The sequence below is a fragment of the Gordonia aichiensis NBRC 108223 genome (assembly GCF_000332975.1).
Taxonomy (GTDB): Bacteria; Actinomycetota; Actinomycetes; order Mycobacteriales; family Mycobacteriaceae; genus Gordonia; species Gordonia aichiensis.
Genome location: NZ_BANR01000023.1, coordinates 25492 through 46708, shown reverse-complemented (window position 1 = coordinate 46708; position 21217 = coordinate 25492). Strand labels below are relative to the sequence as shown.

The window sequence follows — 21217 nt, the reverse complement described above, 5'->3', positions numbered from 1 at the left end:
CTGGGTTCGGGTGTGATCGGATTCACGTCGACATCGAAAGTGGTTGCGCTGTTCAACTTTTCGAGCGCCGATCTGCGCTGCCCCTCAACTCACCCCGTTGAGCCGATCGACGGAGGCGAACAGATCGCCGATCCGGTAGTTGTCGACCGCAACATAGTTGGGAATCATGTGTCTCTCGCTCCGACACTGCTCGAGACGGTTGAACAAGAACTCTTCACGATTGGCCGCCCCTGCATCGCGAATCCTGGTGCTGAAGTTGCTCATCCAGTGATTGACCAGGAACAGCGGTGCCGTGTGCGATCCGCGATAGAAGTCGCAGCTGAACTCGCCGGTGGTGTGGAACTCGTATGGCGTGTCCTGTGTCCACTCCTTGCCGTCGAGAAGCCAGGGCCGCTCCGTGCCGCCGCCGACGTTCTCGTGTAACCACACCAGAGTGCGGCGGGAGTCGATCATCTGTCGAAGCGTCGGCCACGGTTGGCCCATGGTCGGGGTGTAGAGCCTGCCGTACAGCCCGGACTCGCGTAGCAGTGTCTCGACATCGGCGGGTATCACCATGTCCTGCACGAAGAAGGTGACCACCTCGTGGGGATGGCGGTCCATCCACTCACGCACCTTGACCATGAGCGGAAGCCACTCTGTCGAGCCCAGTTCGCAGAGCTCGTGACAGAGATACGGTCTCACCGGCCCCACCGGGGTCAGGTTGAGCGCATCACGAAGGCGCAACGCACTCCGCACGGTCTGCGCACCGTAGAGGTCCTCCGCCGCGGCCAGTGCCTTGGCCCGACTCTCCTGGGTGTTGGCGATGATCGGCGGCTTGTTGGACATCTGGCCGTACCAGCTGTCGATGAGAAACACCCGGATGCCGTCGTCGAGTTGCCCCATGACGCCGGTTTGCTGCTCCGCGATGAACCAGCGGTCACCGTCCTGCGCCGACATCGAGTTGTGCGTCGCGGGATAGGCGATCGCGTTGTACGGCCGGTCGCACAACTCGACGTGGCCATTGCAGCCGTTCGGGTCTCTCGTCGCGAGCGCACTGAGCGCAGGCGTCGGCTGCGGCCACGCGAGTACGGTCGACGTGACCACCACCCCGACCACTCCCACGAGCGCCACCGCGGGCACGACCAGCCCGCCGACCGTCCGGCGTGCCGTACCGCCCGACGCACGTTGTGCCGCTTTCACCACTTCGGCGAGGCCTGCGATGATCGCGAACGTCCCGAGCAGCACTGCGGCACCCGTGACCAGTGTCTGCGGCCGAACGACGCCCAGGACACCGAGTAGCACCATGACGCCGCCGCGCAACGCGATCCCCATCGGAGTCGACGGCCGCAGCACGGACCCGACACGAGAACGTTCGTCCGCCGCGTCGGCACCCTGCACGCCGGCCCCGACGAGGTTCGACGCCGCCCGCAACGCCACGCCGATCAACGCTCCCGCCACCGCAACGATCCACAGCCTGCCGTCGACCTCGTTCCAGACCGCGACCGTGACCGCGCCGCCCACTGTGTCGGTGTAGACGAACGCGGCGATGATCGTGCACGCGAGCACGATTGCCGCGAGCACGACTGCAGACCAGATCACTGCGTCGCCGAACGTAGCGGCGACCACCCGAACCCTGCCCGCGCCAGCCCCCTCGGCCGGTGGCGGCCGGATGAACGCCGCAGCCAGGATTGCCAGCAACCCCAGTAGGGGCAACAACCACGAGAGCACGCGCACCCAGTGGACGTAAGCGATGATGCCCCAATCCCATTCGCCGGCCCCGATCTGCGAGAGCGTGACGTCCATGTTGTCGGGGAGCCGCGCAGCGGCGGTGGGCGCCACGGTGCGTAGCGCCGCCACGGTGACCGCTCCGAGGTCGGCGAGCCGCAGTACCGCACGGCGCCCGTCGTCTGTGGTGAGCGCCCGATGCATCGTCGCTGTCAACGAGCGGACGGCGGGAGCGGCAGCGGGACTCGACACCGCCGAGATCGAGATCGACTCCACCAGCGGGCGCAGCGCGATCAGCTCCGGCGACGCCGAGATGATCTTGCCCGACACAAGCAGCCCGAGCTGTCGTGCGACCGCCGGGTCCTGACGGATGGAGTCGACGTGGCCGGCGAACCGGTCGCTGTTGACCACCTCCCGATTGACCAGCCCCGCGAGCAGCCCCGCAGTCAGACACAACACACCCAGCGCCAGCACAGCACGCGAGACGGCCACGCGTGTCCACGAATTCTCGGCGGTCACCCACATAGATGTAGCAGCGGACGACAGGTTGTGTCGTCCGCTGCTACAGAATCAGAAAGTGCTCGATGCGAGCGCTATAGGGCCTTGAGTTCCTCGATGACCTCGCTCACCGACTTCTTGGCATCGCCGAACAGCATCGACGTCTGCTCGGCGGTGAACAGCGGGTTGTCGATGCCGGCGTATCCCGAACTCATCGAACGCTTGAGCACGATGACCGACCGGGACTGGTCGACGTTGAGGATGGGCATACCGTGAATCGGCGACGACGGATCGTTGCGCGCAGCGGGATTGGTGACGTCGTTGGCGCCGATGACGATGGTGACGTCGGTGCGAGAGAACTCGCCGTTGATGTCGTCCATCTCCTTCATCGAGTCATACGGCACGTCGGCCTCGGCCAGCAGCACGTTCATGTGACCGGGCATGCGGCCTGCGACGGGATGGATCGCGTACTTGACCTCGACACCCTTGTCCTCCAGCAGATCCGCCATCTCCTTGACGGTGTGCTGGGCCTGAGCGACGGCGAGACCGTAGCCCGGCACGACGACGACCTGGTTGGCGTATGCCATCTGGATCGCGGCGTCGGCAGCCGAGGTGGCCTTGACCGTGCCACCCGCGGCGCCTGCAGCACCCGCCGCAGCGGCGTCGCCGCCACCGAAGGATCCGAAGATGATCGCCGGGATGGAGCGGTTCATCGCCTTGGCCATCAGCATCGTCAGGATCGAACCGGACGCACCGACGATCATGCCTGCCACGATCATCGCCTGGTTGTTCAGCGCGAGACCCGCTGCGGCAGCGGACAGTCCGGTGAGGGCGTTGAGCAACGAGATGACCACCGGCATGTCGGCGCCGCCGATGGGGAACACCACGAACAGCCCCATCAGTCCCGCGACCACAAGCAGGATGACGATCCAGTACCACCCGGTCGCATTGGTCGAGCTGGCCTTGACTCCGATGACCACGGCCACCGCGACGGCGACGATCGCGAGGACGACGTTGGCGAGCTGGAACAGTTTGGCCGCGGCGACCAGCTTCTTCTCGAGGTTCTTGTTGAGCAGTTCCTGCAACTTGGCAAAGGCCACCAGCGATCCCCAGAAAGAGATCGAACCGATGATCGCGGCGAAGAGCGATCCGACGATGACGGCGACATTCGGCTCGTGCGGCACCTGCGTGAAGCCGTCGTACTCGATGTACTCGGCCCATGCGATGAGCGCAACGGTTCCGCCACCCACACCGTTGAACAGTGCAACCAACTGCGGCATCGCCGTCATCTTGGTCTTGAGCGCAGGTGGGATACCGAGCGCCACACCGACGACGAGACCGATGGCGATCAGGACCCAGTTGACCGTCGGGACGCCCGCGTCGCCCGCGTTGTTGTAGACGCTGAGCAGCGTCGCGATGATCGCGATGCCCATACCGGTTGCGGCGATCCAGTTTCCGCGGACCGCGGTCTTGGGACCGGTCAGCCCCATCAGACCGTAGATGAACAGAGAGAAGGAGACGATGTAGAGAGCCGTGACGCCGTATCCCAGGCCTTCGGAGACCTGTCCGGTCGACTCACTCGCCAGCACCGTCGAGGCGAGGATGGCACTCACTTGGCAGACTCCTTCTTACCCTTGAACATTCCGAGCATGCGGTCGGTGACCAGGAAGCCGCCGACCACGTTGAGCGTGCCGAAGATCAGTGCGACGAACGCGATGATCCGGGTGCCCCAATTGGCGTCGGCCGGAAGAGAACCCAGCACCACCAGCGCACCCAGCACGACGATGCCGTGAATGGCGTTGGTACCGGACATGAGCGGGGTGTGCAGCGTATTGGGCACCTTCGAGATGACCGCGAAGCCAACGAAACCCGCGAGGACCAGGATGGCGATGTTCGCCATGAGACCGGTGTACATCAGGCCTTCACCTCCGAAGTGGTGGTCGGCGACCCCGTCACGCAGGCTGCTGCGATGACCTCGTCGTCGAAATCGGGTGCGATCGCGCCGTTCTCGTCAAGCATCAACTCGATCAGCGCCTGCAGATTCTTGGAGTAGAGCTCGCTGGCATGCTCGGGCATGGTCGCGGGCAGGTTCAGCGGCGAGGTGATGGTGACGTCGTGCTTGACGACGGTCTGACCGGGCTCGGTCAGCTCACAGTTGCCACCGGTCTCTCCCGCCAGGTCGACCACGACGCTGCCGGGCTTCATGCCCTCGACCGCGGCGGCGGTGACCAAGCGCGGGGCGGGACGGCCCGGAACGAGCGCAGTGGTGATGACGACATCGAACCCCTTGATCGCGTCCTCGAGCGCCTGCTGCTGCTTGGCGCGCTCCTCGTCGGTCAGCTCACGGGCGTACCCGCCCTCGCCCGCGGCGTCGATGCCGAGATCGAGCCACTGCGCACCGACCGAACGGACCTGCTCGGCGACCTCGGGCCGCACGTCGTATCCCGTGGTGCGCGCGCCGAGACGCTTGGCCGTTGCCAGCGCCTGCAAACCGGCGACACCGACGCCGAGCACCAGCACGGTTGCCGGCTTCACGGTGCCGGCGGCGGTGGTGAGCATCGGGAAGAATCGCGTCGACTTGTCTGCGGCCACGATGACCGACTTGTAGCCGCTCACGTTGGCCTGCGAGCTCAACGCATCCATGACCTGCGCACGCGAGATACGCGGGATCGCCTCGACCGCGTAGGCCTCGACACCCGCGTCCTTCAGCGCGCCGATCTTGGTGTCGGCGTTGCGCGGCGCGAGGAAGCCGATGAGCTTCTGCCCGCTGCGCAGCCTCGCGATCTCGGCGTCACTCGGCGGTGACACCCGAAGCACGACGTCGGCCGTGTACGGATCCCCGATCGTCGCGCCCGCCTCGACGTATGCGTCGTCGGGGATCAATGCCTCGACACCTGCCCCCGATTCGACGGTGACCGGCACTCCCTTACCTACCAGCGTCGCAACGACCTTCGGGACGAGCGCCACCCGACGCTCCCCCTCGGCCGTTTCGCGCACGACTCCCACACTCATGTCTGTTTCTTCTCTGTCTGCTTACGGGTACTGGGTCTTCTACGGGTACTGGAACTTGTACGGGTATGGGCGCACGGTGATCCGCGGGTGTACTCCTCCGGCCACTGTCGTCTGGCGCCTCATCGGGGCGCGTTCGTCAGTGAGATGGTCATCCGCACGCCGCGCCCGCTCGAAATTCGGTGCGACGAACATAGCATGACCTCAACAGACGCAGATCACGCCGTTGAATTGCTCACTTTTCCTTGACCTGGTCATGAAACCACACCATGTGGACAGGTGTCCAGGCTGGTGTCCGACTACTGGGCGGCGGAAGTGCTCGGGGTCGCTGCGGTCTGGGTTGCTGCGGTCTGGGGCGTCGAGGTCGGCGCTCCCGTGGCGGGCCGAGTCGTGCCGCCCGTCGAGCCGTCGTGTGCTCGCGGCGACGTCGAGTCGCTCTCCGGGACGGTCGCACTCTCGTCGTTGCCTATCATGTCCTTCCCTGCGCCGGCACCTGCGAGGTAGTCCTCGAAGGTCTCGTGGGCACCACTCGTCGCATCGGCGCGCGGACGGGACTCATTCGAGGCGGGCTCGCTCGTCGATTCACCGGCAGCATCCGGCGCCTGCCATGTCCGACCCTGCGCAGCAAGGGCATCGGGATCGGTGACCGGAACCTGCAGTCCCAGAGCGTCTGCGAGCGCGACCTGGATGTCGCGCGGCGTCGGAATCCGAACTCCCGCGATGGTCGACGCCTCGCCGGGTTCTGGCACCGGCACCAGGGCGTCGAGCGCGTCGTCGAACTCCGGCGGGACGGCGAATCCCAGGCTGCGCAGGAAGATCCCCCACGGGTTGCCGCCGTCGAGGACGACGTAGGTGGTGTTGCCGACCTCCTTGGCGGACGCCACCTCGTACTGGTTCACCAGGTTGCCCTTCTGCCCGTGGATGGTGGCACCGGGCAGGAAGTAGAACGCGGTGGCGAAGGGGTGGACGAGTGGATTTCCCAAGCCGCACACCGAATCTCCACGAACGCAATAGGAGATCACTCGAATGTCACCGGTGCCGGACTCGTCGCGCGGGCCATTGGTATACGCGCCGGGGACGAAGCTGGGGACAACCGTCTCGATACCGGTGTTCGGGAATCGAGAGTCGGCGCCGACGACCACCACGATGTCGGAGTCCGGAATCGCGTCGGGGTCCCCTGAGGCGTACTTCTGGTGCAGTAGATATGCCACGTTCATCGCGACCGGGCCGCTCTGCGAGTAGCCGTTGAGAATGATCGTGCCCAATCCGCCGCGGTCGGCCCAGGCCTGCTCGGCATCGGCAACACCTTCTGCGGTGCCGATGTCGACCGAGCCGTTGTACGTCCCCTCGCCGGTGAGGTCGATCTCCTTGTCGCCGAACACGATCCCGAAGGCGGCAGGGTACTGCACGACAACGACTTTCGGACGGTATGACGCCCCGCCACCTGGCGCGTCGTAGAATCCGACACCGACAGTTCGTCCGTACTGGTCGCCTCCCATCGGAGAACCCGAGCCGCCGATGTCCGATGCACTGATGGGGGTGAAGTCGCTGGTGCCGGGAACGAGGATCACCGTCGCGTTCTCGCCCAAGCTGTCCGGTAGCCAGGTGGGCTTCTGGCGGATGGGGGACGGCTCGTACCAGGAGGACGGAAACTCCACCGACCGCGATGTCGACACCGATCCGGATGTCGTCGCTGCGTCCGCCGTGGCAGGCGTCAGGAGCAGAGTGGCCGCAGCGCACACCGCGAGCCCTGCCGTGACGACCCTGTGCATGCGTTCCCACCCTCCACGCGTCTGCGTCGAAGGGTAGCGCCGCCCTCGGCGACGCGCGCGGCGGCCGCGGTCAGCCGACGGTGTAGGTGCGCGAATCGAGTCCGGTCGCACCGTCGGGCACCGGGTCTGCGTGGGCCTCCACCTGCGCTCTGCCGTTCTTGTCGACGGCGCGACACTCGACGGTGTGCTCGCCGCGTGCGGCCTGCCAGGTGAACTTCCACTGACGCCAGGTGTCGATGCTGTACTCGGTCGCCAGTTGCGCGTCCTGCCACGGTCCGCCGTCGACGCGCACCTGCACCGCGGAAATGCCCGTGTGCTGGGCCCACGCCGTCCCGGCGATGATCACCTCGCCGGGCGAGGCCGAGCCGCTCGCCGGACGATCGATCCGCGACGCGAGTTTGATCGGTCCGAGCGCCGACCAGCCCCGCGTCGTCCAGTACGCCTGGGCGTCGGAGAAGCGCGTGAGCTCCCAGTCGGTCACCCATTTGGTCGCCGACACGTAGCCGTAGAGACCCGGGATCACCTGTCGCACCGGGAAACCGTGTTCGATGGGCAGCGGCTCACCGTTCATGGCGACGACCAGCAGTGCGTCGCGCTTGTCGGTGATCGCCGACACCGGGGTGCCCGCGGTCCAGCCATCCGCGCTCGTCGAGAGCAACATGTCGGCGCCGGGACGCACACCGGCACGTTCGAGGATGGTCTTCATCGGTACGCCGAGCCAGCGCGCGTTGCCGATCAGGTCGCCGCCCACCTCGTTGGACACACAGGTCAGTGTCACCACACGTTCGGTCATGGGCATCGCGAGCAGCTCGTCCCAGGTGATCGTGAACTCCTCGTCGACGAGCCCGTGCACCCGCAGAGACCAGTCGGTCGTGGTCAGTTGGGGTACCTGGAGCGCGGTGTCGATGCGGTAGAACGACGCGGAGTCGGTGATGTACGACGTCGCGCCCGGCACACTGATGTCGACGCCCGCCGGGATCGGTGGCGCGGGCGAGGCAGGTGTGGGCAGTCGGATTCCCGCACGATCGGCAACGGTCCGCGCGGCGTCGGCGAGCAGTTTGCGGCCGACGGCGCCCACCGCGACGGCGGCGACGGCGATCCCCGCGGCGGTCAGGACGAATCGTCGCGGCACCCCGGACCGCGCGTCATCGACCGACGTCGGCGCAGCGTCGAGTTGCCGTAGAAGCAGGCGCAGCACTCCGATGCCGACCACTCCCGAGAGCAGCGACGGGACGACAAAGGCGCCGTCCGCGCCGGACCGGTTGAGTGCAGCCACGATTCCGAGTACCGCAAACAGCCCGATCACGATGCTTCCGAGTGGAGGTCGACGACGCTCGAGCACACCGGTCGCCGCTGCCAGGATTGCGATGATCAGTGCCATCCCGGTGAACAGTGCGGTCTTGTCCGACGTGCCGAACGTGCCGATTGCCCACTCGCGGACAGTTTGCGGCGTGTGGTCGACGACGGTGGAGCCGACCGCGAAGAACGGTGAACTGTTCTCCGATATCGGCACCGCACACAACTCACCGACCGCCAACGCCGCACCCACGGCAATCAACCCCGCGAGTGCGGCAGGGCCATCGTGGGCCGACGGAGCGCGCTCGTCGTCGGCGCGAGATCTGGTGAGGGTTCGTCCGAGGGACACACTCCTTGATACCTCAGGCGAGATCACCAACTACTAGAACACGTTCTAGTTCGTCGTCTACTCTGTCCGCATGGCTGACGGCACACAGATTCCCGACACCCTCCCTCTCGGCACGGTGACCGGGTTCAGCGACGAGGTCGACGTCGTCGTGATCGGTTTGGGCATCGCGGGCGGCTGCGCAGCGGTCGAGGCGGCGTCAAACGGGGCACGCGTGTTGGTGCTCGAACGGGCGGCAGCGGCGGGCGGCACCACGGCGCTGGCAGGCGGACACTTCTACCTGGGCGGCGGAACGGCGGTTCAGAAGGCCACCGGTCACGAGGATTCCGCAGAGGAGATGGAGCGCTACATCACCGCGGTCTCCAGCGACCCCGAGCCCGACAAGGTCCACGCCTACTGCGTCGACAGCGTTGAGCACTTCGACTGGCTCGAAGCACTCGGGTTCCAGTTCGAGCGCAGCTACTACCCGGAGAAGGCCGTCGTCCAACCCGAGACGCAGGGTCTGATGTACACCGGCAACGAGAAGGTGTGGCCGTTCAACACCATCGCCGTACCGGCACCGCGCGGCCACAAGGTCCCGGTCCCCGGCGACACCGGCGGTGCCGCGATGATCGTCGAGCTACTCGTCAAGCGTCTCGCCGACCTCGGCGTCGAGGTGCGGTACGAGACGGGCGCTCGACGACTCGTCACCGACGACGACGGGACCGTCGCAGGAGTCGCGTGGCACAGTCCCGGCGCCGGTGACGGTGTGGTCAAAGCGTCGGCCGTGGTGATCGCCGCCGGCGGTTTCGTGATGAACTCCGACATGGTCGCCGAGAACGTGCCGTGGCTCGCGGAGAAGCCCTATGTCCTCGGCAACACCTACGACGACGGACTCGGCCTGCGCATGGGCATCTCGGCAGGAGCCGTCCTCAAGCACATGGACCAGGCGTTCTGCACCGCGCCGGTGTATCCGCCCGCCATCCTGTTGACCGGGATCGCGGTGAACAAGAACGGCGACCGGTTCGTCGCCGAGGACTCCTATCACTCGCGGACATCGAGTTTTGTTCTCGACCAACCCGACTCGACGGCGTACCTCATCGTCGACGAGAACCACATGAAGCGGCCGCGCATGCCGCTGGTGCCGTTCGTCGACGGCTTCGAGACAATCGCGGAAGCCGAAGAAGCGCTGGGCATTCCGACAGGGCGCCTTCAGGCGTCACTCGATCGCTACAACGCCAACGCCGCGCGCGGCGAGGACCCGGACTTTCACAAGGCGCCCGAATATCTTGCGCCACAGGATCATGGCCCGTGGGCCGTCTTCGACATGAGCCTCGGCAAAGCCATGTACGCGGGGTTCACGCTCGGCGGTATGGCGACATCGGTGGACGGCGAGGTGCTCGACGACACCGGTACTGCGATCGCGGGGCTGTACGCGGCGGGCGCATGTGCCGCGAACATCGCCCAGGACAGCAAGGGCTACGCGAGCGGCACTCAGCTCGGCGAGGGGTCGTACTTCGGGCGCCGTGCAGGTCGGCACGCCGCGCACCGCGCTGCCGCCGAGTAGAGCACCCGCGGCACGACCTCGCGACCTACCGCCGCGGTGAGAACCGGCGCAGCCGCAGGCTGTTCAGCACGACGAACACCGAAGAGAACGCCATGGCGGCACCTGCGATCATCGGGTTGAGCAGCGCGGCGGCCGCGAGCGGGATCGCTGCGACGTTGTAGCCGAACGCCCAGAACAGGTTCTGCTTGATCGTCCGCAGCGTCGCACGCGACAACCCGATCGCGTCGAGCACCTTGCTCAGGTCGCCGTCGACGACGGTCACGTCGCTCGCCGCGATCGCGACATCGGTGCCGGTACCCATCGCGATACCGAGATCGGCTTGCGCGAGAGCGGGTGCATCGTTGATGCCGTCACCAACCATCGCAACGGACGCACCGGCTTCCTGCAACCGCACAACCTCGGCGACCTTGTCCTCTGGCCGTACATCGGAGATCACCGTGTCGATGCCGACGGCGTCGGCGACGTGCCGAGCGGCACCCGCATTGTCCCCGGTCAGTAGAATCGGACGCAGACCGGCCTTCTTCATGCGTGAGATGGCTTCGGGAGCATCGGGTTTCACCGTGTCCGAGACGACGATGACGCCGAGCACCGAGCCGTCACGCAGCACGACGACCGGGGTTGCACCCGCAGCCTGGGCAGCGTCGACGGCGGCGCGCTCATCGGCGTCGAGTTCGACATCGAGATGTGTTGGCCCGCTGACCTCTACGTCACTCGACCCGACCCGGCCCGAGACTCCGACTCCATGGGTGGCGTCGAACCGGTCGACCTCGGGGATCGGACGATCCTGCGCAGCAACGACGATCGCATGGCCGATGGGATGCTCGGAACCCTTCTCCACCGCTGCGGCGAGCATCAGCACCTCGTCGGACGATGTTCCGGTGACTGGGTGCACCGAGGTGACCCGCATTTCTCCCGTGGTCACGGTGCCAGTCTTGTCGAGGACGACGGTGTCGACACGGCGGGTCTTCTCCAATACCTCGGGACCCGACAAGAGGATTCCTAGTTGCGCACCACGACCGGTACCCACCATGAGCGCCGTCGGTGTCGCAAGCCCCAGAGCACACGGGCACGCGATGATCAGCACCGACACGGCCGCGGTGAACGCCGTCAGCGCCGATCCGTCGACCCACCAGAAGATGAGCGCGCCAAGCGATATCAGCATGACGACGGGGACGAACACGCCCGAAATCCGGTCGGCGAGACGCTGCACCTGCGCCTTGCCCGCTTGCGCGGCCTCGACCATGCGGGCCATCTGCGCGAGTGCGGTGTCGGAGCCGACGTGAGTCGCACGCACCACGAGCCGGCCACTGGTGTTGATGGTCGCGCCCACGACGTCGTCATCCACAGTCACCTCGACAGGCACGGATTCGCCTGTGAGCATGGACATGTCGACCGCGGAGACACCGTCGACGACCACGCCGTCTGTGGCGATCTTCTCGCCCGGGCGGACGACGAACTCGTCGCCGACGCCGAGCTCGCCGATCGGGACCCTGACCTCGGCGCCGGCGCGTCGGATCACGACATCCTTTGCGCCGAGATCCATCAGCGCTCGAAGTGCGTCTCCAGCACGGATTTTGGCGCGCTTTTCCGCATAGCGCCCCGCCAGGATGAATGTGGTGACGCCTGCCGCCGCCTCCAGATAGATGAACGAGGCCCCGGCTCCACGCTCGGGCAGCAGCTCGAATCCGTGTGTCATACCGGGCATTCCGGCCATACCGAAGAACAGAGCGTACAACGACCACCCGAAAGCGGCGAGGGTACCCAGCGACACCAACGTGTCCATCGTCAGCGCACCGTGGCGCAGATTTCGCCAGGCTGCCAGATGGAACGGGAAGCCACCCCAGATGATGACGGGGGCTGCGAGCGTCAAGGACAGCCACTGCCAGTTGGTGAACTGCCATGCGGGCACCATCGCGAGGATGATGACCGGAATCGACAGCAACGCCGAGATGACAAGACGCTGACGCAGACCCCGCAGCTCGACGGCTGCCGGGCTCGACGGTAAATCGGCCATCGATCCCGAATCATCGGACTCCTCTTCGCTTTTCGGACCGACGGGCGTGGCGGAGTATCCGGCGTCACGCACCGCCGCAATGAGAGCGTCGACGTCGGCGGTGCCGTCGACGGTCGCACGCTCGGTGGCGAAGTTGACCGTGGCATGCACACCGTCGAGCTTGTTGAGCTTGCGCTCGATGCGGTTCGCACACGACGCACACGTCATGCCGACGATATCGAGGTCGACGACGGTGGACGGTTCCTGACCGTGCGTCGTGTACGTGGCAGACATGTCAGACCAACTCGTAACCGGCCTCGGACACGGCGTCGGAAACCTCATCGCGGCCGAGTTCACGGTCACTGGAGATCTCGACGACGCCGGTCTCGAGAGTCACGTCGACATTGCTCACGCCGGGGATCTCGCTGATCTCCTCGCGCACCGACGCGACGCAGTGTCCGCAGGTCATACCCGTAACCGTGTAGGTGCTCGTGGTCATGTGTTTCTACCTTTCTCGATGGAATCCGCAGTGATCGGATCTGCACTGAATGGGAAGTCGTTAGGACTTGACGAGCCGTGTGATCGCGGCCATCGCCTCGTCGACCTTCGCTTGTCCGGCCTCGTCACTCTCCTGCGCGGCGTGGACCACGCAGTGGTTCATGTGGTCTTCGAGCAACCCCAGCCCGACGGCCTGCAGCGCTTTCGTCATGGCCGACAGCTGGGTGAGTATGTCGATGCAGTACTCGTCGTCGTCGACCATGCGCTGCAGCCCACGCGCCTGACCCTCGATCCGTCGGAGGCGCTTGAGGTAGTCGTCCTTGCGCGTGATGTATCCGTGCGCGCTGTGCTCGGTGCCAGCCGCGGTCGTGTCGGCGGTCGCGTCGGTTGTCATGATCACTCTCCTTGTATACCCCTTACCGGTATACCAGAGAACTATCCGACACGGTACCCCCCTATGGTATTCAGACGAGGAGCGCGTACTCGTACAAGGCGACAGAGTCGCTCAGGAGCGCGGTGACTCAGGAGCGTGGTGGCTCAGGAACGTGCGCGATTGAGCGCATCGGCGAGCTTCGACAACGCAGCAGCGACCTCGCGCAGCGCGTCACTGACCGGGTCGGCTTGCGCTGGGGGCGCCGATCGACCGGCAGGCAGCGGGTCATGTCCACGGGATATCGGAGGCGGCGGCTCGACCGATCGCGCACCCGCCACGTCGACGGCTTGATGCCGGTTGGCCCGGTAGACGGGCGTCGAGGGCGGTTCGGCGTTGGTGGAGCGGCGTCCGCCGCGGTAGGCGTGCGCGGTTGCGTCGACCGGGGATTGCGAGTGCGGCTGCCCGGCGATCGGGCGCGAGGGCAGCGAATGCGCAGCGGGGGAAGCCTCTCGCACCGAGTGTTCGCGCGGATCGTCGAGTCGATGCGAACCGGCGCTACCGGCGGCGATCGGTAGATCTCCGGTCGAGGGACCCCTGTGCTGAGCATCGGACTCGGGCATTCCCACCGGACGCGGGGGCGCGGCGGCTCGTCGAACCCCGTTGGTGCCGGGTGGCGGGGTGGGTGCATGTCCGTTGGACCGCGCATAGAAGTGCGGACCACCGTGTCCGTTGAAGAAGACACACCGCGCACCCTCGGGCGACGGGACGGGGCACGGGTTTCGCTCGATCAGCGATTGGGCGCGGTCGTCGAAGTCATTCCACTCGAGCCAGAGACGTCTGTCGCTGCGCGGCGCCGTACTCGCATCGCTGGCGTGATTACCCGCGTGTCCGGCCGCCAACCTGCATTGCAGCAGCCACTCCGAGGACCCGCTCAAACCGAGCGCACGACGTTCCTCCGCGGAGCACACAACCGTTGACCAGCAACCCTGGCCGTCCATACGGCCCTCCCATCGGACTGAATACGCGCAGCTTGCGTGTGGCGACGACGCTACTCGCGATCACACGGCACGTGATAGTCAGATCGACCGTCGTCACGGCCACCGGTGCGTCGACCGTCCCACTCCCCGGCGTCAGTCTACGGAAGTCAACGCCGGCACTTCTACCCCGACCGCGCAGAGCTCACCGTCGACCAACCGGAAGCGGTGCGACGGCTCGGCGTCGGGACCCGCGGCAGTACGCGGTTCGTCGGTACGCACGTGGCACCCGCGCGAGCGGGTTCGCGCAGCCGCGGCCGTCACGACGGCCCGTGCGGCAAGGGTCAGCGCGGCGTCCTCGACGTCGCGGCGCGTCTCCAGCACCCGCGGATCCGCGGCGTCGAGCATGGCTGCGACATGCGCGAGTCCGTCGGCGTCGCGACGCAATCCGACGAAGCGCGACATCGCATCCTGCAGCGTTGTCCGGTCGACAACCTGCTCGACCCGCACCTGTTCGAAGGCCGCCGGACGATCGGCAATCCGCACCTCACCAGCAGGGTCGACCCGGTCGCGGGCGGCGGTATCGGCCGTTCGCACGCCCATCACCAGCCCCTCGAGCAGCGAGTTGGATGCCAGCCTGTTGCCGCCGTGCAGCCCGGTGCGGGCGAGTTCACCGGCTGCGAGCAGCCCGGGAACCGTCGTGCGGCCGTACGCATCGGTCACGACACCACCGCACTGGTAGTGCGCCCCCGGCACGACTGGGATTCGGGCGTCGGCAGGGTCGCGACCCGCCGCACGCAACCCGGCGGTGACCGTGGGGAAGCGGGTCGTGAAGTCGTCGATCGCCGCGACGTCGAGGTAGACACACGGATGTCCGGTGCGTTCGATCGCCGCCGTCACGGCGTTGGCGACGACGTCGCGCGGAGCGAGGTCGCCGAGCGGATGGACACCCGCGGTGACCGACATCCCGTCGACGTCGACGAGACGTCCACCCTCACCGCGGATGGCCTCGGTGATCAGCGTTCGACGCCCCCTGGCACCGGGCGTATAGAGCATGGTCGGGTGGAACTGCACGAACTCGAGGTCGGCCACGTCGGCGCCCGCGCGGAGGGCGAGCGCCAGGCCATCGGCGGTCGCGCCGGACGGATTGGTGGTCGCGGCGAAGAGGTGCCCGCTTCCGCCCGTCGCCAACAGCACCGTCGGGGCGTACACCGTGCCGGGTCCCTTCCCACCGAGATAGTCGACGCCGACCGCCCGCCCGTTCACAACGACGATGCGGGTGACCGTGCAGTCGTCGAGGACACGCACATCGCCGCGGGTACCCGCATCGGCCACCGCCGCCGAGAGCGCCTGCTGTATCTGCGCACCCGTCGCATCGCCACCGGCGTGGATGATCCGTCGCACGCTGTGACCGCCCTCGCGGGTTCGAGTGAGCGATCCTGCGGCGTCGCGGTCGAACTGCGCTCCCCAGCCGAGCAGGCGTGACACCGCAGCCCATCCGTCGGCGAGGATCTCCCGTGATATGTCGGGGTCACCGAGGTGCGCGCCCGCCGTGAGCGTGTCGCGCAGATGGAGGTCGACGCTGTCATCCGCAATGTCGGGTGCAACGACGGCGACGCCGCCCTGCGCGTAATACGTCGACGTGCTGTGCTCGCCGGAGCTAGCGGACTCAGGGCGGTGACCATCGCCCTTGTTGCAGATCACCACGCGCAGTCCGCTCTCGGCGGCGTGTAGGGCCGCGGTCAGACCCGCGACGCCTGCCCCGACCACGACAAGGTCGGCGTATGCCAGATCGAGCCCCATGTGCTGCCCTTTCGTCGCCCGAGCGCATGTTTTCGACCCGGAGTCGAAAACCTCATCTCGGAGACTACGCCGACGTTCGGGGTTCGTGAAGATCTGCCCGACGCAACAATTGCGCGTTGAGCGCGACGATGATCGTCGACAACGACATCAGCAGCGCTCCGACCGCCATCGGGAGAACGAACCCGATCGGCGCGAGGATGCCCGCGGCGAGGGGTACCGAGATCAGGTTGTATCCAGCTGCCCACCAGAGGTTCTGCTTCATCTTGCGATAGGCCTTGCGTGACAGCTCGATCGCCGACACGACGGTCCGCGGGTCGTCGCCCGCGAGGACAACTCCTGCCGATCCGATCGCGACATCGGTACCCGCACCGATCGCAATGCCGACGTCTGCGCGCGCGAGGGCGGGGGCGTCGTTGACGCCGTCACCGACGAAGGCCACGGTATGACCCTGCTTCTGCAGGTTGGAAACGATCTGCTCCTTGTCCTCGGGGCGCACCTGCGCGTGCACCTGAGTGATACCGACGGCCTTGGCCACCCGCTCGGCCACGTCGCGGGCATCGCCGGTGATCATCACCGACTCGATGCCCCGTTCACGGAGATCGGCGACCGCCTGTGCCGATTCCGGCCGCGGCTCGTCGGCGAGCGCGATCACACCCACGACCTCGTCGTCGATCATCACGTACAGCACCGTGTTTCCCCGCAGATCACTCGCGGCTGCCCCGAGATCGTCCGGAACGGCGGCGTCCTGGACGAGCCGGGGGCCACCGACCGACACCGAGCGCCCGTCGACGACGGCATGCACCCCCGTGGCGGCATGCGTACTGAAGTCCGTGGACGGCGACGGCTCGATGCCCTTGTCCTGCGCGGATCGTACGATGGCTCGGGCGAGCGGATGCTCGCTGGGCATTTCGGCCGATGCGGCGAGTCGGAGAACCTCGTCCTTCGAATGCCCTTCGCGCACAACGATGTCGGTCACCTCCGGCCGTCCGCGCGTGAGGGTTCCGGTCTTGTCGAAACACACAACGTCGACCTGACGCAGCGTTTCGAGCGCGATCCGGTTGGTCACCAGCACACCCATCCGGGCTGCGCGCTCGGTCGCGATCGACACCACCAGGGGAATCGCCAGGCCGAGTGCGTGCGGGCACGCGATGACCAGCACGGTGATCGTGCGGATGACCGCGTCCTCGGGTTGCCCGATCGCCGTCCAGATGACAGCCGTCAGTACCGCGGCGCCCAACGCGAACCAGAAGAGCCACCCTGCGGCGCGGTCGGCGAGTCGCTGTGCCCGCGACGTCGAGTTCTGTGCCTGCGCCACCAGTCGCTGGATGCCCGCCAGCGTCGTGTCGTCGCCGACGGCCCGCACGCGCACCTTGATCGCGGAGTCGGCGGTGACAGTTCCCGCGACCACCTTGTCGCCGACGTCGCGGCTGACGAGATCGGATTCCCCGGTGATCATCGACTCATCGAATTCTGCTGTGCCCTCGATGATCACGCCGTCGGCGGGAACGCGACCGCCGGGTCGCACGATCACCACATCGCCGGTGGCCAGCGCCGAGGGCGCCACGGATTCGATGTGTTCCGAGCGACCCTCTCCGACAATGCGTTCGGCCTCGTCGGGCATCAGGCTCGCGAGAGAATCAAGCGCCGACGTGGTCTGTGCGATCGACCGCATCTCGATCCAGTGACCGAGGAGCATGATGACGATGAGAAGCGCGAGTTCCCACCAGAAGTCGAGATCGTGGGGCAGAAGATGTAGCGATGCACCCCACGACGCGACGAACGCCACGGTGATCGCGAGTGCGATGAGAGTCATCATCCCCGGTGTGCGCGAGCGCAATTCGCTTACCGCACCGGTCAGGAACGGCCGTCCGCCCCACACATACATCAGGGTGCCGAGCACCGGTGAGATCCAACGCACCCAGTTGTCAGGAACGGTGTAGCCGACGATCGACCCGAACATCGGCGACGCGAACACCACCGGGATCGCGATCACGCACATGATCCAGAACAGCCGCCGGAACATCGCGACGTGGTCCATGTGCCCGTGCGACCCGTGCCCCATCGAACCGTGGTCCATCGAACCGTGGTCCGTAGAACCCTGGCCCATGTGGTCGTGGTTCCCGTGGTCCCCGCCCCGATGTTCGGCGTGAACGTCCGCGGTTACGTGCCTGTGCTCGTCCATACGACCTTTATACCCCCCTAGGGTATGCAAGACCAGGTCTATATGTGCGCAGCTGCGCACATATAGATTACGATCAGGACGTGCGTGCATTCGGCTACCCGACGTTCCGTCGGCTTTACGCCGCTCAGGTGGTGTCGCTGCTGGGCACCGGTCTGCTCACCGTCGCACTGGGCTTGCTCGCGTACGAGCTCTCGGGCCCCGACGCCGGACGTGTCCTCGGAACAGCGCTCGCGGTGAAGATGATCGCCTACGTGGTGATGGCTCCGGTCATGCGCACACTCCTCGCCGGAGTTCCCACTGTGCGGGTACTCGTCGGCGCAGACCTGGTGCGGGTCGGCATGGCCTGCTGCCTGCCGGTGGTCGGTCACGTCTGGCAGATCTACCTGCTGGTATTCGCGCTGCAGACCGCTTCGGCGACCTTCACCCCCACCTTCTCCGCAACTGTCGCACGCGTGGTCGACGACCAGGACGACTACTCGTCGGCCATCGCGGCGTCGAGAATCGCCTACGACCTCGAATCCATCGGCAGCCCGCTGTTCGCAGCGGCGCTACTGGCCGTCGTGTCCTACTCGACGCTGTTCACCGGCACCGCAGCAGGCTTCGCGGCGTCGGCGGCACTCGTCGTGTCGTGCGGCCGCGGGATCAGCGCGACGAGCCGTGACGGTGTCGCGGACTCCACCGACCACGAGGGCTTCGTCCACCGGACGCTCGCAGGGTGCAGGATCATGGCGGCCCGCGCCCCGCTTCGCGGTCTGTTGTGGATCAACATCGCCGTCGCCGCCAGCACCTCGCTGGTAATCGTGGGAACGGTGGTCTTCGTGCGCGCCGATCTCGGTCACTCCCCCTCGTCGGTCGCGCTGGCCCTCGCCGCGTTCGGAGGGGGATCGATCGCCGCCGCACTCGGCGGACCATGGATCTTCCGACGCTTCGGACTCTCGAGACCGCTGCTGATCTGCGCGGCCGTCTGTGTCATCGGCACCGGCGGCATCGCTGTCTGGCTACACACACCGTCGTACATCGCGTTACTCGTCCTGTGGGCGATCCTCGGCGCCGCGACGTCGATCATCTCGACCGGCACGGCACGCCTGCTGCGCGATCACAGTACGGACGCCGACCGCGACGACATCTTCACCGCACAGTTCTCCATGTCGCACGCAGCATTCCTGGTGACCTATCCGCTCGCCGGACTCGGCACCTCGACCACCGGCGGCACCGTCTGTGCGCTCGTGTTGGCGGCGCTCGCGCTGCTCGGACTCGCCGGAGCAGCGCTGGGTTGGCGGGCCGCGCCGGCCGCCACCGGCGCCCCGAACGTACGAATGCATCCGCGGATCTCACCTACGATGAACTGAGTAACCGCCAGCAGACGAACGGTGATCACCGCCGATGAAACAGGCAGCCACCCCTGCCCCGAGCCTCGAGCACCGGGTCAGTCCCGATCCGGAACTCCTCAGCACCGCGACAGCACTGTTCACCATGCTCTCCGATCCCACTCGCCTGCACATTCTGTGGTTGTTGCGCGACGACGAGCGTGACGTCACCGCCCTGACCGACGCCGTCGGAGCTTCGCGCACCGCGGTCAGCCAGCATCTGGCAAAGCTGCGCTTCACCGGACTCGTCGACACCAGACGCGAGGGGCGTCGAATCATCTACCGGCTGCGCGACGGCCACGTCGGCAGAGTGATCGCAGAAGCGCTCAGCCATGCCGACCACCGTGTTTCCGGCGAGCCGGAGCACCGCTGACACAACGCACGCGCCACCTGCCGGCCGCACATGCCATGTCCGATTCGCGCGCCGACCTCCTACACTGGGCGCGATGGACAGGGGGACGATGAACAGCACAGTCGACGATGCCCGTCGCGCACGTCTGCGCCCGGCATCCTCCATCGCCGAGATCACCCGTCTCGGGGTGACCACGGCCCAGGCCACGCTCGGCGTCGGACGGTTCCTTCTCCATACAGCCGTCGACGCAGCGCATCTGCGCGCACCGAGCGGCAAGCGCGCCGCTGCCGAGGTGCGGGCGACATTCGAGCACCTCGGACCCACCTATGTGAAGCTCGGCCAGCTCATCGCGTCGAGTCCCGGAGTCTTCACCGAGACGTTGGCCGGCGAGTTCGAATCACTGCTCGATCGGGTTCCACCCGCCGATCCCGCCGCGATCCGACAGGTCTTCATCGACGAGATCGGCAGCACGCCCGACGAGGTATTCGCTGAGTTCGACCCCGTTCCGATCGCGTCGGCATCCATCGCCCAGGTGCACACCGCGACGCTGCACAGCGGTGAGGAGGTCGTCGTCAAGATCCAACGCCCGGGCATCGCCGAACGCCTCGCGCCCGACGTGGCGATCCTGGAACGTCTCGCAGGCCTGGCCGAGATCTCGGAGTACGGACGGATGCTGTCGGCGCGGCACGTCGTCGAGGACTTCGCCGACGGACTCGACGCCGAGCTCGACTTCCGCAACGAGGCCGACGCCATGCGCGAGTGGTACGCATGTCTCGAGCCCGGGCAGTTCGGCGACCGCGTCCGCGTTCCCCGCGTGTACGACGAGCTGACCACCGCGCGCGTGATGACCATGGAACGCATCTACGCCACCCGCATCGACGACGCCGCCGCGGTCCGCGCCGCAGGCCATGACGGGGTGGCGCTGTGTCGAAATCTGTTGCTGTCGCTACTCGAATCCGCATTCCACGGCGGCCTGTTCCACGGCGATCTGCACGCAGGCAACGTCCTCGTCGACGACCAGGGGCGGCTGGTACTGCTCGACTTCGGCATCGTCGGCCGCTTCACTCCGCGCACGCGCCGCATCCTGCGCCAGCTCGTCGTCGACCTGATCGTCCGCAACGACTACGAGTCCGCGGGCCGCGCCATCTTCCTTCTCGGAGCCGTGCGTAAACCCGGTTCCACCGTCCAGGGAGGTGCCGACATCCAGAAGGTGACCATGCCGCTGTCGGCCACGGACCTCGGCGACATGAGCTACACCGACCTCGGGCGCCAGCTCGCTGCCGTCGCACGAGCTCACGACGCCCGACTGCCGCGTGAACTGGTGCTCGTCGGCAAGCAACTGCTGTATGTCGAGAAGTACATGAAGCTGCTGGCACCGCGCTGGAAGGCGATGGCGGACGCGGAGATCTACGGCTACATGGCCGGAATCATGAAAGAAGCCGAACGCGACCGGCGTGCCGATCGCACCGGCATGGGCTGATACCCGGGGACCGACCATTAGGGT

At 66.7% G+C, this 21217-nt stretch carries 16 protein-coding genes; 4 read left to right on the top strand and 12 right to left on the bottom strand.

What is annotated here, in order from left to right; all coding sequences use genetic code 11:
- Nucleotides 1–84 precede the first annotated feature (84 nt).
- The 6 genes from GOACH_RS18205 to GOACH_RS18180 all read right to left on the bottom strand — a co-directional run bounded on the left by GOACH_RS18205 (nt 85) and on the right by GOACH_RS18180 (nt 8628).
- Complete coding sequence (locus GOACH_RS18205; RefSeq protein ID WP_005177969.1) at nt 85–2229, bottom strand: phosphoinositide-specific phospholipase C-related protein; 2145 nt, start codon at nt 2227–2229, stop codon at nt 85–87.
- Nucleotides 2230–2297: 68 nt separating this feature from the next.
- Nucleotides 2298–3815, bottom strand: coding sequence for an NAD(P)(+) transhydrogenase (Re/Si-specific) subunit beta (locus GOACH_RS18200; protein ID WP_005177968.1), 1518 nt, complete (start codon nt 3813–3815; stop codon nt 2298–2300).
- The gene (locus tag GOACH_RS18195; protein ID WP_005177965.1) at nt 3812–4117 is read right to left on the bottom strand and encodes an NAD(P) transhydrogenase subunit alpha part 2; all 306 of its coding nucleotides are present in this window, start codon (nt 4115–4117) and stop codon (nt 3812–3814) included. Before GOACH_RS18195 ends, GOACH_RS18200 begins: the two co-directional genes overlap by 4 nt.
- Nucleotides 4117–5214 (bottom strand): Re/Si-specific NAD(P)(+) transhydrogenase subunit alpha, encoded by a 1098-nt coding sequence (locus GOACH_RS18190; protein ID WP_005177964.1) that lies wholly within the window; start codon nt 5212–5214, stop codon nt 4117–4119. The genes GOACH_RS18195 and GOACH_RS18190 overlap by 1 nt, the downstream gene beginning before the upstream one ends.
- Nucleotides 5215–5510: 296 nt before the next feature.
- Nucleotides 5511–6983: a PE-PPE domain-containing protein gene (locus GOACH_RS18185; protein ID WP_083859101.1), complete on the bottom strand. Its 1473-nt coding sequence runs from the start codon at nt 6981–6983 to the stop codon at nt 5511–5513.
- Between the two features lie 70 nt (nt 6984–7053).
- Nucleotides 7054–8628, bottom strand: coding sequence for a molybdopterin-dependent oxidoreductase (locus tag GOACH_RS18180; protein ID WP_005177961.1), 1575 nt, complete (start codon nt 8626–8628; stop codon nt 7054–7056).
- Between the two features lie 70 nt (nt 8629–8698).
- Between GOACH_RS18180 and GOACH_RS18175 the strand changes: the two genes are divergently transcribed.
- Nucleotides 8699–10171, top strand: a complete 1473-nt coding sequence (locus tag GOACH_RS18175) for an FAD-binding protein (protein WP_005177959.1) — start codon at nt 8699–8701, stop codon at nt 10169–10171.
- 25 nt (nt 10172–10196) lie between these two features.
- Here GOACH_RS18175 and GOACH_RS18170 read toward each other — a convergent pair whose 3' ends face one another.
- From GOACH_RS18170 to GOACH_RS18145, 6 genes are all read right to left on the bottom strand, one after another.
- Nucleotides 10197–12458 (bottom strand): heavy metal translocating P-type ATPase, encoded by a 2262-nt coding sequence (locus GOACH_RS18170; protein ID WP_005177957.1) that lies wholly within the window; start codon nt 12456–12458, stop codon nt 10197–10199.
- A gap of 1 nt (nt 12459) precedes the next feature.
- On the bottom strand, nt 12460–12663 hold the full coding sequence (locus GOACH_RS18165; RefSeq protein ID WP_005177956.1) for a heavy-metal-associated domain-containing protein: 204 nt from the start codon (nt 12661–12663) through the stop codon (nt 12460–12462).
- Nucleotides 12664–12723: 60 nt separating this feature from the next.
- Complete coding sequence (locus GOACH_RS18160) at nt 12724–13056, bottom strand: metal-sensitive transcriptional regulator (protein ID WP_005177954.1); 333 nt, start codon at nt 13054–13056, stop codon at nt 12724–12726.
- Nucleotides 13057–13199: 143 nt separating this feature from the next.
- Entirely contained in the window at nt 13200–14033 is an 834-nt protein-coding gene (locus GOACH_RS18155) for a hypothetical protein (protein ID WP_005177951.1), read from the bottom strand.
- Nucleotides 14034–14165: 132 nt separating this feature from the next.
- Nucleotides 14166–15812, bottom strand: coding sequence for an L-aspartate oxidase (gene nadB, locus GOACH_RS18150; protein WP_005177950.1), 1647 nt, complete (start codon nt 15810–15812; stop codon nt 14166–14168).
- Between the two features lie 64 nt (nt 15813–15876).
- Entirely contained in the window at nt 15877–17994 is a 2118-nt protein-coding gene (locus GOACH_RS18145; protein WP_083859100.1) for a heavy metal translocating P-type ATPase, read from the bottom strand.
- 44 nt (nt 17995–18038) lie between these two features.
- On the opposite strand from GOACH_RS18145, the gene GOACH_RS18140 reads away from it, so the two are divergent.
- From GOACH_RS18140 to GOACH_RS18130, 3 genes are all read left to right on the top strand, one after another.
- Complete coding sequence (locus GOACH_RS18140; protein ID WP_005177948.1) at nt 18039–19343, top strand: MFS transporter; 1305 nt, start codon at nt 18039–18041, stop codon at nt 19341–19343.
- Between the two features lie 34 nt (nt 19344–19377).
- A complete protein-coding gene (locus GOACH_RS18135) occupies nt 19378–19734 on the top strand; it encodes an ArsR/SmtB family transcription factor (RefSeq protein WP_005177947.1) in 357 nt (118 codons plus the stop codon).
- A gap of 88 nt (nt 19735–19822) precedes the next feature.
- Nucleotides 19823–21193, top strand: a complete 1371-nt coding sequence (locus tag GOACH_RS18130; RefSeq protein ID WP_005177944.1) for an ABC1 kinase family protein — start codon at nt 19823–19825, stop codon at nt 21191–21193.
- Nucleotides 21194–21217 lie beyond the last annotated feature (24 nt).